The organism is Streptomyces sp. Tek67B01 (genome assembly GCF_055231995.1).
On the sequence record NZ_JBUYUY010000001.1, the window covers coordinates 1,880,644 to 1,896,139 of the forward strand.

Consider the following 15,496-nt stretch of genomic DNA (forward strand, 5'->3'; position numbering starts at 1 on the left):
GAAGCTACCGGACTCGCTCATCTCACCACTCCACGCTATCCCTGTATACGCAGACCAACCTCATCCACGTCCGGCCACGGCACATCCGGCACCGTATGTCGGTGCCGTACACCGTCCACACCCCTAGCTGCCCCTAACAGGGATCAGAGGGACTTCTTGCGGACGAGCGTGATGCCGTCCGCCATGACGAGGAGGGAGATCTCCACCCTGTCGTCCTCGTACAGGAGCGCGTTGAGTTCGCGCACCGCCAGCGTGTCCGGATCCTGGGCCGAGGGGTCGATGACCCGGCCGAAGAAGATGGTGTTGTCGACGACGATCAGACCGCCCGGCTTGAGCAGCGCGAGCGCCGACTCGTAGTACGCTGGATAGTTCGCCTTGTCCGCGTCGATGAACACGAAGTCGACGCTCTCCAGGCCCCGTTCGGCGATTAGGCCATCGAGGGTGTCCACGGCGTTGCCGATCCGCAGGTCGATCCGGTCATGGACCCCTGCCCGCTTCCAGTACTCGGCGCCGATCGCGGGCCACTTGTCGAGGATGTCGCAGGTGATGACCTGACCGTCCGAAGGCACGGCACGGGCCATGCACAGAGTGCTGTAGCCGGTGAAGGTGCCGATCTCCAGCACAGTCCGGGCTCCGGTCAGGCCGACCAGCAGGGCCAGCAGCTGGCCCTCCTCGGCCATGACCTGCATGGCTTCGCCGGCCGGTAGTTGGGCCGTCTCTGCGCGCAGTCCGGCCAGGATGTCGTCGTCCCGCAGGGAGACCTGCCGGACGTAGTCGAGCAGGTCCGGGGTGGACAGGATTTGTTGCGCCATGGCTGGTTCGAGGGCGGGGCCGCGTCGCGGCCGCGTCCCCGTCCTCCTCACGAAGAATCACCGGGCCGGCGGGGGCCGGACCGGAAGGGAAGGGGTGTGGGGTTGCGGACCCCTACGCGGCCGCCGCCGGTACCCCGTAGGGGGTGCCGACGGCGGCGGCGGGGGTCGGGGCAGGGCGCGGGGGCGGCCCGGTCAGACCGTGGAACGCGCGCCCGCGGCGAGCTCGGGGGCGATGAGGGTCAGGGTCGAAGGCGCTTCATGCCGGGTCGGGACGAGGTGCAGCCGCTGGATGTCGTGGACGACGTCACCGGCAGCGTCCGGCCCGGCGAGGCACCCGCAGTCCTCGTCGGCGGCGAAGCCCGCGAACCGGTAGGCGACTTCCATCATCCGGTTGCGGTCGGTGCGCCGGAAGTCGGCGACGAGGTGGACGCCCGCCCTGGCCGCCTGGTCGGCCAGCCAGTTCAGGATGGCGGTGCCCACACCGAACGACACGACCCGGCACGACGTGGCCAGCAGCTTCAGATTCCAGGCGGCGTCGCCGCTCGTCTCCAGCAGCATCACGCCAATGGCGCCGTGCGTACCGAAACGGTCGGTCAGCGTGGCAACCAGGACCTGGTGGTCCGGATCGGCGAGCAGCCCGCGCAGGGTCTCGTCGGAGTAGTGCACACCCGTGGCGTTCATCTGGCTGGTGCGCAGGGTGAGTTCCTCGACACGGGACAGCTCCTCCCCGCCGGCCCGCCCGATGCGCAGCTCCAGCTGGAGCGAGCGCAGGAACTCCTCGTCGGGGCCGTTGAAGTTCTCCTGCTCGGCGGACCTGCGAAACCCGGCCTGGTACATCTCGCGGCGCCTGCGGGAGTCCACGGTCACCGACTTGGGGCTGAACTCCGGAAGACCGGGCAGCGACAGCGCCTGTACGGCGTCGTAGCAGCGGACTTCCGGCGCGTGGAAGGCCACCTCGGCCCGCTCGGCGGGCTGGTCGTCGATGAAGGCGATGGTGTTCTGCGCGAACTTCAGCTGTTCGGCTATGTCGAGCACCGAGTCCGACTTGCGGCCCCAGCCGATGTGCGGGAGCACGAAGTACTCGGCGATGCCCAGTTCCTCGAGCCGAGCCCACGCCTGGGCGTAGTCGTTCTTGCTGGAGACGGACTGCAGGATGCCGCGGGAGTCCAGCTCGACGACGACGTCGCGCACTGCCTCGGACATCCGCACGTCGCCGTCCTCCAGCAGGGTGCCCGACCACAGCGTGTTGTCGAGATCCCAGACCAGACACTTCACCACGTTCGGGTTGCCGGACACGGTCGTTCCCTTCCCCTCGTTCGAGTCACTCGGCATGGGTGAGGGCGTGCTGAGACAGAATCAGCTGGCAGATCTCGTTGCTGCCCTCGATGATTTCCATCAGCTTGGCGTCGCGGTAGGCGCGCGCCACCACGTGGCCGTCCTGGGCTCCGGCCGAGGCCAGCACCTGTACCGCGGCGGCGGCTCCCCGTGCGGCATGACCGGCGCCGATGTGCTTGGCCGTCACGGCCGCGACGACCATGTCGGGGGACTTGGCGTCCCAGCACGAGCTGGCGTGCTCGCAGGCTCGTGTCGCGATCTGCTCGGACACGTACAGTTCCGCGATGTGCCGGGCGACCAGCTGGTGCTTGGCGATCGGCTTGCCGAACTGCCGCCGGTTCTTGGCATGGCCGGCTGCGGCAGCGAGACAGGCGCGCAGGATGCCCACGCAGCCCCAGGCCACCGACATCCGGCCGTAGCCGAGTGCCGCCGTGACGACGAGTGGCAGGGGCAGTCCGGTGCCCCCCAGTACGTTCTCCGCGGGTACCCGTACGGAGTCGAAGCGGAGGTCGGCGTGGCCGGCCGCCCGGCAGCCCATCGGGGCGGGGACGCGTTCCACGTGCACACCCGGGGTGTTGGCCGGGATCACGACGGCCGCCGCGCCGTCCTCGTACTGTCCGACGATCACCAGCAGGTCGGCGTAGTACGAGGCGGTGATCCAGCGCTTGGCACCGTCCACGACGACCGAGTCGCCCTCGCGGCGGATCCGGGTGCCGATCGCCGACAGGTCGCTGCCCGCGTCAGTCTCGCTGAAGCCGACCGCGGCCAGCAGCCCGCTGCCCAGCCCAGGCAGGAAGGCGCGGTGCTGTTCCGGGGTGCCGAGCCGCTCGATCGTCCACGCGGCCATGCCCTGCGAGGTCATGACGCTGCGCAGGGAACTGCACAGGCTGCCCACGTACGCGGTGAACTCGCCGTTCGTGCGGCTGTCCGCTCCACGGCCGCCGTGGACGGCCGGGATCTGCGCGCTCAGCAGTCCGAGGCCGCCGAGCTTGCGCAGCAGCTCCGCGGGCAGCAGGCCCGCCCGGTCCCATGCGTCGGCCTGGTCGCCGACCAGGGCGAGGACCGTATCGCGTTCCTCGGCGAGTAGGTCAGCCACGGTCGACCACGGCCTCACGGAGCCTGAGCACCAGGGAGACCATCGACTGGACGGTGCGGAAGTGCTCCAGCTTCAGGTCGGGGCCGGAGATCACGATGTCGTAGCCGCCCTCGAGGTGGACGACGAGTTCCATAGCGAACATGGAGGTAACCAGGCCCGAACCGAACAGGTCGTGATCCGGGGTGAGCTTCGTTTTGGTCCGGCCCTCGAGGTAGGCGAGCAGTTCGGTCTCGATGGCTTCGGCCGTGATCTCAGCCGTCCGGGTGGTGTCGTTCGTGGTCACGAGAGTGCCTTTCCGTAGTCATAGAAGCCGCGGCCCGACTTGCGGCCGATGTGGCCTCGCCGGACTTTCTCGAGAAGCAGGTCGCAGGGGCGGCAGCCCTCGTCGCCGGTCCGCTCGTACAGTGCGGCGAGCGAGTCGACGAGGTTGTCGATCCCGATCAGGTCGGCGGTGCGCAGCGGCCCGGTGGGGTGCCCGAGGCAGCCCTCCATCAGGGCGTCGACCGCCTCGACGTCGGCGGTACCGGCCTGGACCACGCGTGCCGCGTCGTTGATCATCGGGTGGAGCAGTCGGCTGGTGACGAAGCCGGGGGCATCCCGGACGACGATCGAGCGCCGCTTCATGGCCTCCAGCAGGTCCACGACCGCGGTCATCGTCTCGTCGCTGGTGCGCGGGCCCCGAATGACCTCCACCATCGCGATGAGGTAGGTGGGGTTCATGAAGTGAGTGCCGACCAGCTCCGCCGGGCGGACGGTCGCGTCGGCGAGCTCGTCGATGGGGATGCCGGAGGTGTTGGAGATCAGCGGGGTGCCGGGGCGGATCAGTCCCGAAACCTCGGCCAGTACCTTGGCCTTGAGAGTGGCATCCTCGGTGATCGCCTCGATCACCACGGTCGCGTCCGCACCGTCCGCGGGGGACAGCGTGGTGGTCAGTTCACCGGCCGCGGTACCCGTCGGCAGTGCTCCCATCAGCGTCGCGTGGCGCAGCAGCTGGGAGATCTGGCTGCGGGCGCGGTCCAGGGTGCTCTGCTCGACGTCGACCAGGACGACGGGAATCCCGTGGCCCAGTGCCGTCGTCGCGATGTTCACGCCCATCACGCCCGCGCCGAGAATGGTCAGGCGTTGATTGTGCCCGTCGGTTGTCATCGGCTCTGTGCACCGTCCTTTGCTGGCGGTTGTGCGGGCGCCTGTGCGGGCCCTTGGAGAGAGGTGCGCGGCCCGGCCTCGTCGAACCGGCGGCGCACGTAGGAGAGGTCGGTGAGCAGCCCCGCGGAGGTGACGCGGCTGTTGTGGCCGCCCTTGACGAGCCCGCTCAGCGGGAGCGAGCCGATGTCACCCCAACGCAGCCACCCGTCCCCGTCGATATAACTGCGGGAACTGCCGCGGTTGTCGGGGTGCAGGCAGTAGGGAATGTCGAGGAACCCGCGCCGGAAGGCGAGGAGCAGAGCCCGTGAGATGTCCCGGTCAAGGTCCAGGGTGGCCTCGATGAGCGCGCGGGCCTCCTGGTAGGTCTGCGAGTCGGTGGCGGTCGCGTCACCGATCACCAGCCTGCTGCCGGCGGCAGTGTCCCCGGCGAATTCCAGTGCGGCGACGTTCTCCTCGATGGTGGGGATTCGCCTCGACTCCGCGACGGTCTTGACGATGATCCGCTCGGATCCCGTGCTGACCGCCAGTTCTGCGGCCTGGCCCAGCAGCGCGTACGCGCCGTGGTCGGTCATCGGGTAGACGCCCATGTAGGCGTAGATGACCACGTGCCAGTTCTCGGTCGGCAGCAGTTCGGCACATAGCCGTCGCAGGGCGAGTACCGCCTCCCGGTCCTGGCTCGCGTTGGTCTGCTGGGCGTAGCTGACCGAGACGCTGTGCACTCCGTGGTAGCAGAAGAACAGCGCCTCCAGGACGCTCAGCGCCACCAGCATGCTCGGGGGGCAGAGCTGTCCCATCATGCAGCCGCCGAAGGTTTCCAGGTGGGGTTCGACTCCGACCTCGCGCAGGGTCGCGAAGCGCCGGGTGCACTGCTGCCAGTTCTCGATGGAGTCGGCGAGCGGAGTGCGCCCGTACGGCAGGCAATAGGAGACGGGGCCGCCCTCGGTGGCGTTGAGGCGGAGCTCGATGAGCTTGTCGAAGATGTCTCCCGGTACGGCAGAGCCGTGCCGGACCTGCACGGGGAAGCGAGGATCCCGGATGCCGTCGAGGACCGCCTCGGTGACCTCCGTCCCATAGGTGACGATCGGATAGCCGTTGAGGCCGACGCCGTGGCGCAGGGCTTCCTCGACCGACTCCAGCTCACCGACGCGGGTGAAGCTGTCGAGGGTAATGGTGCCGACCGTGGTGGCCTTCGCCGCCTTGGTGGCGGCGAGCCCGGCCCGCATCGGGCCGGGGCCGCCGAACCCCATCCTCGGCTGCACGACTAGCCCGCCCGAACCGCCCGCGCGGCGTACGAAGGCGCCGAAGTCCACGGGCCGGTTCTGCCTGAGGGCCCGGCGCACCGAGCGGACGATGGAGGTCATGACGCGGCGGCGGCCATCTCCGGCGTCGCGCCGGCCGTGGCGGGCAACGCGTTCACGAAGTCCCGGAAGCCCGTGGTGCTGCTGCTCCCCTCGAACACGGCGTGGAAGCCGGACGCCATCAGTTCGTCGACGTACGCGGCATTCTCCTCGGCGGAGATGCCGAGCATTCCGCCGATCACGACGGGGGTGTCGGCGAGCTCCTCGCAGGAGCGGAGCCGTCCGATCACCCGCATTCCGTCCTGGTAGCCGTGTCCGTTGACACTGCTGATGACGACCATGTGGGGTGACAGGGACCGGCATTCCTCGACGAGGAGCTCGTCGGGCACGCACGGGCCGAGGTTGACGACGTCGTAGCCCAGCTCCTCGATCAGCAGCTGCAGGAAGACCAGGTTCCAGGTGTGCGAGTCGGAGGCCATGCCGGTGACGACGACGGTGCCGCGGGGGGACTCGGGCGCCGCCGGGTTCGGGGGGATGACTGCGGGTCGGGCGCTGTTCACTCTCGTGCTCCGGTCGCGGGCGGTACGTCCGAGCGGTGGTGTTCGATGCGTGATGCGGAGACTTCTCCGTCCCCACGGACGATCACCTCGGTGGGTGCCGGCCTGCCGAGGAACATGAGCAGGCTCGCGGTGGGGCCGTACGCGCCGACGTTGGGGACGCTGACGAGGTCGTCGGCCTGCAGTACGGGCAGCTTGATCTCCCGGCCGAGCATGTCGCCCGGTGTACACAGAGGGCCGACCAGGCTCGCGGACTCCACCTCGGCGCCGGCCTGGGGCTGTACGGCCACGGGCAGCAGACGCCCCAGGCCCGACATGCCGCCGAAGGTGTTGATGCCCGCGTCCGTGATCACGAACTTGCGGCCCCGGCTGACCTTGACGTTGCTGACCGAGGCGAGCAGGGTGCCGCTCGCGCCGATGAGGAAGCGACCGGATTCGCAGGCCAGCCGGGGACTGCCCGAGCGCCAGTCGGGGAAGTGCGTATCGAGGGCGGCCTCGAGCTCCGCGCGCAGCTTCGGGTAGCTGCCGCGCCCGCCCGGGACTCCGTACGGGACGGTGAAGCCGCCGCCGATGTCCAGGTACTCCAGCGGGATGTCCAGCTCTTCGCTCAGCTGCGCCGCGACGGCGATGGTGTGCTGGAACTCGCCGATCAGCGAGGCCTCGTCCTTGGCGTTGCTCAGCGGGAAGAAGTGCATGCCCGTGATGCGGGTGCCCGGTACCTCCCGCAGCTCGGGGAGCACCTCGGCGAGGGTCTCGCTGTCGAAACCGAACTGCGACGGAGTGCCGGTCATCCGGATGCTGCTGCTCGCGCTTGCCGAGGCGCTGTTGATCCGCAGCAGGCACTCGGCCACCACGCCGTGTTCGAGCGCGGCCGCGCCGACCCTGCGCACATCGGTGACCGAGTCGGTGGAGAACATGCGCACGCCCAGCCCGATGGCCTCGTTCAGTTCGCCGAGGGTCTTGCCCGGGCCGGTGTAGAGGCAGTCCGCGCCGGAGAAGCCCGCTTCGAGCGCCGCGGCGAGTTCACCCGTCGAGCTGATCTCCGGGCGGCAGGTCCGGCCTTCGCCCTCGCGCAACGCCCGGACCAGCCCGGGGTGCGGGTTCGCCTTGAGCGCGTAGTATAGATCGAAGCCCTGGGGCAGCGCGTCGAAAAGCTCGCGCCGTGCCGCAGTGACCTCGTCGAGGTCGTAGACGTAGAGAGGTGTGCCGTAGCGCACCGCCAGCTCTTCGTGACGTGTCACCGGTCGCCCCCTTCGAGCATGTCGATCAGCGCCTGGCGCGCGTTTTTCCCGTGCAGGGTCAGCGGCAGTTCCGGGATGACCTTGCACAGCGCGGGAACCTTTGCGCCTTCCAGGCGCTTGGCGAGCTCCTTCAGTACGACGTTCGGCGCCAGATCGGCCTCCACGAACACCGTCAGATCTCGGTCGGCGTTCGGTGGGATCACCGCGGCGACCCGGACACCGGGGATGTCCATGGCCGCGGCCTCGATCTCGACGGTGCTCATGCGGATGCCCTTGCGCTTGAACATGTCGTCCCGGCGGCCCTCGAAGTAGAGATAGCCGTCGGCGTCGAGGCTTCCGTAGTCGCCGGTGTGCAGGCGCGGCTCGCCGGTGACCGGGTCCGGGCGGAAGTTCCCGGCGGACTGCTCGGGGTTGCGCCAGTAGCCGGGCATCACGTGCGGCCCCGCGGCCACGATCTCGCCGATCTCGCCGACGGGAAGCTCGGCGCCGTCGGCGTCGAGGATCAACACCCGTGTGCCGGGCAGCGGGCGGCCGACCGACCTGGGGCGTTCGCCGTCCTCCTCGGGCGGCATGATGGAGATCCGCTTGCACTCCGTCTGCCCGAATTGGCGCACCACCCGTACGCCGGGGAAGGCCTCCCGCAGCGCCTCGATGGTGGTGTCCGCGAGGGCGGCCCCCGTGTTGGTGAACATCCTCACGGGTGGCGGCTGTTCGGTGTCGCGGTTGGCAAGGGTGGCGATCATCGCAGCCAGTGACGGTACGATCGGTACGACGGTGGCGCCGGTCTCCCTCATCCGCTTGAGCAGGATGAGGTCGGACTCCTCGCCGGCGAGGATCAGTTGCGAACGGCCCAGGCAGGAGAGCAGGACCTTGTACAGGCCGTAGTCCCAGGACAGCGGGAAGCGGCAGAAGACCACGTCGTCCGGTCGGTATCCCAGCTCTGCGTTGATCGCCGAGGAGGCGAAGGTGACCTGCCGGTGGGGGCACACCACTGCCTTGGGGGCGGCGGTGCTTCCCGAGGTGTAGACGAGGGCGGCGATGTCCTCGAGCCCGACCTCGACGTCCACCGATTCCGGCGTCTTGTCGGCCACGGAGAGGATGTGCGGCCAGGCCACGGAGAGTTCGTGGACGGGGACGGCGGTGTTCTCGCGCAGACCAGGTGCGGACGCGGCGTCGCCGATGGCCACGGTCGGTTCGGCGTTCTCGAGCACGGAGGAGAGGTGGAACCTCTTCATCGCGGGGTTCAGCGGCACGAAGACAGCGCCGCAGCGTACGACTCCGTAGAACAGGGCGACCAGCTCGACCCGGCTGGGCAGTTGAACGACCACCCGGTCGCCGGGGGCCACGCCCTGGTCCCGCAGCCAGTGGGCGACGGCGTGGCTCAGCTCGCGCAGTCGGCGGTAGCTCAGCGCGGTGACGGAGTCACGCACGGCGCAGGCGTCGGGCACCTCTGCCGCGGCGTCGTCCAGCAGGGCGTGGACAAGGGTTCCCTGCGGGTACGCGAGCCCCGTTTCACGGTCGGTCAGTTGATTCTGGGCATGCAAAGCCGTTCTCCGATTTCTGGAAAAGGCGGTCCGGGTCGCATTCCGGCGCATGGGGAGGGGCGGCCCTCCCCATGCGCCGGAGAATTACTCGTCGATCAGCTGGAGCGCGTCCGCGGGGCAGACGTCAATCGCTTCGAGTACGTCATCGCGCAGCTCGGTACCGGGATTTTCGATGAGCAGGAAGACTCGACCGTCCTCGTCGTTCTGCTCGAACAGGTCCGGCGCGGCGAGCACACAGCATCCGGCACCGACGCACTTATCGTCATCAACCAGCACACGCATGATGGGTATTCCTCCGTTACCAGGTGACCGGGAGTTCGTAAATCCCGTGGATGAGCGCGTCCTCGCGCACCCGCAGCTCCTCGGCCGGAACGGCGAGCCGCAGGTCGGGAATGCGCGTGAACAGGGTGGTCATGGCGATCTGGAGTTCCATGCGGGCCAGGTTCTGCGCGACGCAGCCGTGAACTCCGTATCCGAACGCGAGGTGGTTGCTCGCACCCCGGTGGATGTCGAACGTCTCGGGGTCCTCGAAAGCACCGTCGTCGTAGTTGGCGGCGACGCGCGAGGTGATGATTCCTTCACCCTCGCGGATCAGCACTCCACCGATCTCGATGTCCTCGGTCGCGACGCGGGAGGTGCCCCAGTCGTTGGTGCTGGAATAGCGCAGCACCTCTTCGACCACCTTGGGTGCGAGCGAGGGGTCGGCCTTGAACTCGGCGAGCTGGTCCGGGTGCTGGAGCAGCGCGAGGACACCGAGGGTGAGGTTGTTGGCCGTGGTCTCGTGGGCGGCGCCGTTGAGGACGTTGGTCATCCAGGCGATGTCCTCGTGGCTGAGACCGTGGCCCTCACGCTCGTTCTTCTCGATGACCCGGCTGGGCAGGTCGTCACCGGGGGTGGCGGCCTTCTCGGCGATCTGCTTGCCGAGGTACTCCTCCATCTGGCCGATGATCCGGATCTGCTCCTCCGGCAGGGTGGCACTGTTCATCAGCGTGCCCGACCAGTTCTGGAAGACTTCCCGGTCCTGGAAGGGAATTCCCAGGATCTCGCAGACGACCTGCGAGGGCATCGGAATGGAGAGGGCCGCCACCAGGTCCACTGGGCCGCCCTGCTCGAGCATTCGGGTGATGTAACCGTCGACGATCGACTGAATGCGTGGGCGCAGCTTCTCGAGCGTCTTGACGCTGAACTCGGGGCCGAGGAGTCGGCGCTGCACGGCGTGGTCGTGACCGTCCAGGTTGAAGAGCCCGCGGCGGACCGTCTGAACGTAGGAATCGTCCACATTGATCGGGATCGGATATCCCGGCAGTTTGATGTTCGCGCTCAGCCGGGAGTCGCTGAGAATCTGCCGGATGAGGTCGTACCTGGTGAAGAGCCAGGCGGGCCGGCCGTTCACGGCAACGGTCACCTTGGACACCGGTTCGGTCTCACGCAGCTCGGCGTACTCGGCCGGTGCACCGAACGGGCAACGAGCGGCAAGCGGGAACGGGCGCCGCACCTCTGCGTCCGTCTTTTCCGCTTCAGCGATTTCGGTCATGATTCCCCTCTTGGGACGGGCCTGCCTGCAGGTGATCCACCTCGCGTCAATGGCGGCGGCCACTGTCCCGCACACGGCACGAGCGAGTTTCTTGGGCCAAACGCTATTCAGCCGGGGCGCGGCACCAGCACCCCTAATGACCCCTAACCTCGATCTTTCGTGACGGTCCGTCGGTTTCTTCGGCGGGCCGTTTCGGTTGTTCGGGCTGGTGGTGGTCAGGCTGGTGGCCCGGCTGTCGCGTCGGGTGGGCGCCGGGTTCCACGGCTCCGGCGGGAGGATGCTGCTCGCAGGGACGGGAACGCGCTGGTCAGCCGGGGTTCGGGAGAGCTTCGAGTCGTGCCAGGGCGTCGGTGATCACGTCGGTCCAGGGCCAGTGGCGTGCGAATCTCAGGTGTCGGCGGCGGGCGGTCGTGACGATCTGGGCGGCGGCGGAGAACAGGCGGAGTCGCAGACGGCGGGGCTCCCACCTGCGAGTTTTGCCGTTCAGGGCGAGCATGGGCATCCAGGCCAGCAGGTCGAGGGCGAGCTGGACGATCTCCAGCCAGATCCGGTTCTGGGCGGTGTCGTGCAGGGGAAGGTTGCGCAGGCCGGTGGCGCGGGCGGCCCGGATGCGGTCCTCGGCCCTCGCGCGCTGGCGGTGCCGCAGTTCGAGTGCGGCGATGGGGGCGCCGGTGGTGTTGGTGGCGAACGCGGTCAGCCGCAGGCCGTCAGCGTCGGTGATCCGCAACTGGGCGCCGGGGTGCGGGCGTTCCTTGCGGACGATCAGCCGCGTTCCCTTTGGCCAGCCCTTGAGGCAGTCGCCGTCGAGTTCGGCGACCCAGGCTCCGTCGCGGATCTCGCCGCCCGGCTCGATCGCTGCCGTCCACGCGGCCGGCGGGACTTTGAGGGCGGCCTGGTGGATGGCGTCGGTGATGGTCATGCCGACCGAGTACGACAGCCACCGGCCGCGCTGGGCGAGCCAGGCGACGAACTCGTGGGTGCCGCCTGCGGAGTCGGTACGGATCAGCGTCCGGCGTCCGCGCCGGTAGGTCTTCGGCAGCTGGGCCAGAGCGAGCCCAGTCGTGGTGATGTGGTCGGCGGCGGTGTTGCTGCCTGCGTTGCCCGGCCTGAGCAGGCCGGCCACCGGCTCTCCACTCCCGCCGCTTCCGTGGTCGACGAAGGCCATCAGGGGATGGTGTCCGAAGGTCTTCTTCCAGGTCGCGGTGGCGTCCTGTTTCTCGGAGTGGGCCAGCACGAGCACCCCGTCCAGGTCCACGATCACGTGTCCTGCGGCGTCCGGGGCCGCGTTCTTGGCCACGTTCCAGACGTGCTCGCGGGCTTCGGCCCGCGCGGCCCCTATCGCGGAGAGGGCCTTCGGCCCGGCCGCGGCGAGGGTGTCGATGAGTCGGGAGACGGTCGGGTCGGAGGCCACCGGGCCGAACACGGCCGGCTCGGCCCGCAGCATCCCGACATCCGCGAGGCAGTCGCCGCCCAGAGCGACCGCCAGGGCGACGTCCAGCAGGATCTTGCCCGGATCGTGCACCGCCCGCGGACGTCGCCACGGCGTCAGCGCCGTCGATATCGCCTGGTCCAGCCCGGCCTTGCGGACCGTCTCGACCAGCAGTACAGCCCCGGCCTGGGACACCACCGCATGACCGCCGCCCTCAATGCGGACGCGGGGATAGGACCCGATACGCTTCTTCACCTGGGAAGTGCCTCCGACGGTGGCAGGAACAAGGACCTCGACAATCCTCATTCTTGCTGGTCAGAGGCACTTTTCGCTTATCTGACCACCCGTCGGACAGCCCGCTTCATGAAAGCGCGAGGCTAAACCGCCGCTGTTTCGGCCATGGGGTCCCCGGCGGCGCACGCGGCCGCGAGTTTGCCCCGGTCGATCTTCCTGTTGGAGTTCAGGGGCAATTCGTCCAGGTACCGGTACTCGCGCGGCAGCATGCCCTGCGGCAGCGTCTCCCGCAGCTCCCTGGCCAGCACTGACGGGGCAACGGGCGAACCGGTGTAAAAGACGACGAGCTCCAGGCCATTGTCCGAGGGGCGGGTGACGGCGACCGCCTCGGTGACTCCTTCGGAGGCTCGCAGGGCGTGCTCCACCTCGGCGAGTTCGACGCGCCAGCCCTGGATCTGCACCTGGTTGTCCAGGCGGCCCAGGTAGATCAACTCCCCGTTGTCCAGAGTGCGCACCCGGTCCCCAGTGCGGTACCACGTACGCCCGCCGTAGGGGTGGAAGCGCCCCTGCTCGTCGGCGGGGTCGAGATAGCCGGAGACCATCTGGGGCCCGGTGATGCACAGTTCGCCCTCGCTCTGCACCGGGTCGCCGTTGTCGCCGAGCAGCATGTGGTCGTGGCCCTCGTTGACGGCCCCGATGGGGACTAGTCCGTTGACGCACCGGGCAGGCGAGTCCTGCGGTGACCACCGGTGGCCGGCGATGGTGACGGTCAACTCCGTGGGTCCGTAGATGTTCTCGAGGGTCGCATCGGGGGCCGCTGCCTGCCAGTCCACCGCGTCGGCGGCGTTGAGCGCCTCGCCAGCGAAGAGGGACCAGCGCAGCGCGGGGAGTGACCCCGGCTGGAGGCCGCCCATCCTGCGGATCAGGGGTATGGCGCTGGGCGTGGAGAACCAGACGCTGATGTCGTGTCCGGCGAGGAACGCCGGCATGTCGCGGTACGCCTGTGCCGGCACCGCCTGGACGGTGGCGCCCGCGCCCCAGGCGTTGAAGAGGTCGAACATGGCGCAGTCGAAGTTCAGGTCGAAGGTCTGGGAGAAGACGTCGTCCTGGTGGAAGTCGTAGCGACGGTCCAGCAGTCCGAAGTAGTGGGACAGGTTTCCGTGGCTGATCGGCACGCCCTTGGGCCTGCCGGTGGAACCGGAGGTGAAGAGCATGTAGGCGGTGTCGTCCCCGCCGACCGGCCGCGGGGCGTCGAGGGTGACGCTCCGGCCGGCCGTGATCCCCCGGCGTCCGAGGGGCACCGGTGCGTCGCCGAGCGGAAGGACGGGGAAGTCCATGTCCGGCACGGCCCCGCCGGCCAGTGCGGCCAGGCCGGACCCGTCCGCCAGGACCGCCGACACCTGGGCGACCTGGAGCATGTGCCGGGTGCGGGACGCGGGGAACCCGGGGTTCAGGGGGACCACGGCCGCACCGGCGTACAGGCCGGCCAACAGCCCCACATAGGCGTCGACGCCCTTGGCGGCCAGCACGCCCACCGCTCGCGGCCGATCGCCCGCACCCGGGCCGGCGTCGGCGAGCAGGGCGCCGGCCCAGCGCAGGGCACGCTCGTGGGCCTCCTCGTAGCTGACGGACTCCGGGCCGACCCGTACCGCGGCCTTGCCGGGGGAGAGCTCGAGTCCGCGCAGGAATCGCGCGTGAAGAGCCTTATCGGACATATTTCCAGCCTTCCTCGAAAACTCCGACAGAAAAGGGGCAGATAGGGGGTGCTTTCGCCATGCACGGGGAATATGGTCACCACGAAAGCCATTGCGGCACATAGTCATTGAAGATTCGGAGACACCATGTGGGACGAGCAATTCGAAGAGCTACTGCGCAAGTACCTGCCGTTCTTGGGTCCGCAGGAGGCAATCGATCACGATGCCCGTCTTCGCGACCTCGGACTGGACTCGCTCGGCACCGTGGAAATGCTGGCGTCACTGGAAACCATGTACGACGTGCGCTTCGTCGACGAGATGCTGACCACGGAGACGTTCGCGACTCCGGAGGTGCTCTGGGACGCGATCTCCAAGAGTCCCACCCGATGAGACGGCCGGCCTGAACACAGAAGCGCCCTTCGTGATCTTCTCGATTACGGAGGGCACATCTGTGTGGGGCGGCCTCCGCCCCACAGACGCCCGAAAGGCGTGTCCTAGGCGGCGCCCCGGCGACGCGGCTGCAGGGCGATCCTCGGGTTGACCGGGACCACCTCGAAGTTGCGGGTCGTGACGCCGACCCGGCCGAAGAGACTGTCCGGTCCGGAGACGAACACCCTTCCCGTGCCCGCGGCCTTCAGCGTCGCCACCACGTCCGGCCACTGGACCGCCTTGACGAAGCCGTCCAGCAGCATGGCGCGCACCTGCGGGCCCGTGGTGAGGACGCGGCCGTCCTGATCGGCGACCACCGGCAGGACCGGGTCGCTGAAGTGCAGGTCGGCGAAGATGTCCTGCTCCACACTGTCCCTGAGCGGCCCGAACGCGCGGGAGTGCATCGGCGGGCGCATGGTGTAAAGCGGCAATCCGCCGAGCGACCGCACGCGGGACCGCAGCCACTCCACCCGGTCCTCGCGCAGCGAGATCATGTGGAAGTCGTGGTCGACACGGCAGGAGATGTCGTACCACTCGCCCTGCTTGTCGAACTCGCCCAGGATCTCGGCCAGCGCGTCCTCGCCCGTGCGGGCGAAGGAATGCGTCACCACGTCCCGGTGCGCCACTGCGAAGTACTCCTCCAAGGCCCGCGCCCAGCACGCCGTCATACCGACGGCTTCCTCGAAGGGGAGGGCGCCCGAGTACACGGCCGCGGCTTTTCCGCCGAAGCTGGGTCCCACACATAGGTCCGGCTGCATGCCGAGCGACTCCTGCGCCCATTCCGCCAACGCCAGGCAATTGACGAGGAAGGCCACCTGGGCGAATTCACTGTAATCGCCCTCGGCCTCCCGGAAGCGGTCCACGAGGGAATATCCCAGGACTTCGTTCGCCGTGGCCACGAGCCTTCTGGCGCTGGGATTCACCAGCATGAACTTCGCCACGTCATTGAATGGGCATGGGCCCATTCCAGGAAATATGATCGCGCTGCCGGACGGCGGAGCACTCTCCATGGTCCTGTTCCCCCTATGCTCTTCTCGTATGGGCGGTGGGCCGGCGGGTGCCGGCCGTCGCGGCCAGTTTGTTCCGGTGGGGGCCGCGACAAGTACCCCTAGCGGCCCCTACCGGCTCCCGATCTCCCCTGCCTGCG

The 15,496-nt window shown here is 68.7% G+C and carries 15 protein-coding genes; 1 reads left to right on the forward strand and 14 read right to left on the reverse strand.

Annotated features, from left to right (window positions below):
• Nucleotides 1-143 precede the first annotated feature (143 nt).
• From ACV7NM_RS08460 to ACV7NM_RS08520, 13 genes are all read right to left on the reverse strand, one after another.
• Nucleotides 144-812: an O-methyltransferase gene (locus tag ACV7NM_RS08460; RefSeq protein ID WP_463409718.1), complete on the reverse strand. Its 669-nt coding sequence runs from the start codon at nucleotides 810-812 to the stop codon at nucleotides 144-146.
• A gap of 192 nt (nucleotides 813-1,004) precedes the next feature.
• The gene (locus ACV7NM_RS08465; RefSeq protein WP_463409719.1) at nucleotides 1,005-2,108 is read right to left on the reverse strand and encodes an HAD-IIIC family phosphatase; all 1,104 of its coding nucleotides are present in this window, start codon (nucleotides 2,106-2,108) and stop codon (nucleotides 1,005-1,007) included.
• 25 nt (nucleotides 2,109-2,133) lie between these two features.
• The gene (locus ACV7NM_RS08470) at nucleotides 2,134-3,243 is read right to left on the reverse strand and encodes an acyl-CoA dehydrogenase family protein (RefSeq protein ID WP_463409720.1); all 1,110 of its coding nucleotides are present in this window, start codon (nucleotides 3,241-3,243) and stop codon (nucleotides 2,134-2,136) included.
• Entirely contained in the window at nucleotides 3,236-3,526 is a 291-nt protein-coding gene (locus ACV7NM_RS08475) for an acyl carrier protein (RefSeq protein ID WP_463409721.1), read from the reverse strand. The genes ACV7NM_RS08470 and ACV7NM_RS08475 overlap by 8 nt, the downstream gene beginning before the upstream one ends.
• Nucleotides 3,523-4,389, reverse strand: coding sequence for a 3-hydroxyacyl-CoA dehydrogenase family protein (locus ACV7NM_RS08480; protein WP_463409722.1), 867 nt, complete (start codon nucleotides 4,387-4,389; stop codon nucleotides 3,523-3,525). Before ACV7NM_RS08480 ends, ACV7NM_RS08475 begins: the two co-directional genes overlap by 4 nt.
• Nucleotides 4,386-5,750 carry a methylaspartate mutase gene (locus tag ACV7NM_RS08485; RefSeq protein WP_463409723.1) on the reverse strand — a complete coding sequence of 455 codons (1,365 nt, stop codon included), beginning with the start codon at nucleotides 5,748-5,750 and terminating at the stop codon, nucleotides 4,386-4,388. The genes ACV7NM_RS08480 and ACV7NM_RS08485 overlap by 4 nt, the downstream gene beginning before the upstream one ends.
• Nucleotides 5,747-6,247, reverse strand: a complete 501-nt coding sequence (locus tag ACV7NM_RS08490) for a cobalamin B12-binding domain-containing protein (RefSeq protein WP_463409724.1) — start codon at nucleotides 6,245-6,247, stop codon at nucleotides 5,747-5,749. The genes ACV7NM_RS08485 and ACV7NM_RS08490 overlap by 4 nt, the downstream gene beginning before the upstream one ends.
• Entirely contained in the window at nucleotides 6,244-7,485 is a 1,242-nt protein-coding gene (locus ACV7NM_RS08495) for a type III PLP-dependent enzyme domain-containing protein (RefSeq protein WP_463409725.1), read from the reverse strand. Before ACV7NM_RS08495 ends, ACV7NM_RS08490 begins: the two co-directional genes overlap by 4 nt.
• A complete protein-coding gene (locus ACV7NM_RS08500) occupies nucleotides 7,482-8,957 on the reverse strand; it encodes an AMP-binding protein (RefSeq protein WP_463413873.1) in 1,476 nt (491 codons plus the stop codon). The genes ACV7NM_RS08495 and ACV7NM_RS08500 overlap by 4 nt, the downstream gene beginning before the upstream one ends.
• 156 nt (nucleotides 8,958-9,113) lie before the next feature.
• Complete coding sequence (locus tag ACV7NM_RS08505) at nucleotides 9,114-9,311, reverse strand: ferredoxin (RefSeq protein ID WP_463409726.1); 198 nt, start codon at nucleotides 9,309-9,311, stop codon at nucleotides 9,114-9,116.
• A 16-nt stretch (nucleotides 9,312-9,327) separates the two neighbouring features.
• On the reverse strand, nucleotides 9,328-10,563 hold the full coding sequence (locus ACV7NM_RS08510) for a cytochrome P450 (protein WP_463409727.1): 1,236 nt from the start codon (nucleotides 10,561-10,563) through the stop codon (nucleotides 9,328-9,330).
• A 307-nt stretch (nucleotides 10,564-10,870) separates the two neighbouring features.
• Nucleotides 10,871-12,247, reverse strand: a complete 1,377-nt coding sequence (locus tag ACV7NM_RS08515; protein WP_463409728.1) for an IS1380 family transposase — start codon at nucleotides 12,245-12,247, stop codon at nucleotides 10,871-10,873.
• 122 nt (nucleotides 12,248-12,369) lie between these two features.
• The gene (locus ACV7NM_RS08520; RefSeq protein ID WP_463409729.1) at nucleotides 12,370-13,941 is read right to left on the reverse strand and encodes an AMP-binding protein; all 1,572 of its coding nucleotides are present in this window, start codon (nucleotides 13,939-13,941) and stop codon (nucleotides 12,370-12,372) included.
• Nucleotides 13,942-14,067: 126 nt separating this feature from the next.
• On the opposite strand from ACV7NM_RS08520, the gene ACV7NM_RS08525 reads away from it, so the two are divergent.
• The gene (locus ACV7NM_RS08525) at nucleotides 14,068-14,310 is read left to right on the forward strand and encodes a phosphopantetheine-binding protein (RefSeq protein WP_463409730.1); all 243 of its coding nucleotides are present in this window, start codon (nucleotides 14,068-14,070) and stop codon (nucleotides 14,308-14,310) included.
• A gap of 104 nt (nucleotides 14,311-14,414) precedes the next feature.
• Here the strand turns inward: ACV7NM_RS08525 and ACV7NM_RS08530 are convergent, their stop codons facing one another.
• Nucleotides 14,415-15,314, reverse strand: coding sequence for an ACP S-malonyltransferase (locus ACV7NM_RS08530; protein WP_463409731.1), 900 nt, complete (start codon nucleotides 15,312-15,314; stop codon nucleotides 14,415-14,417).
• Nucleotides 15,315-15,496: the final 182 nt, after the last annotated feature.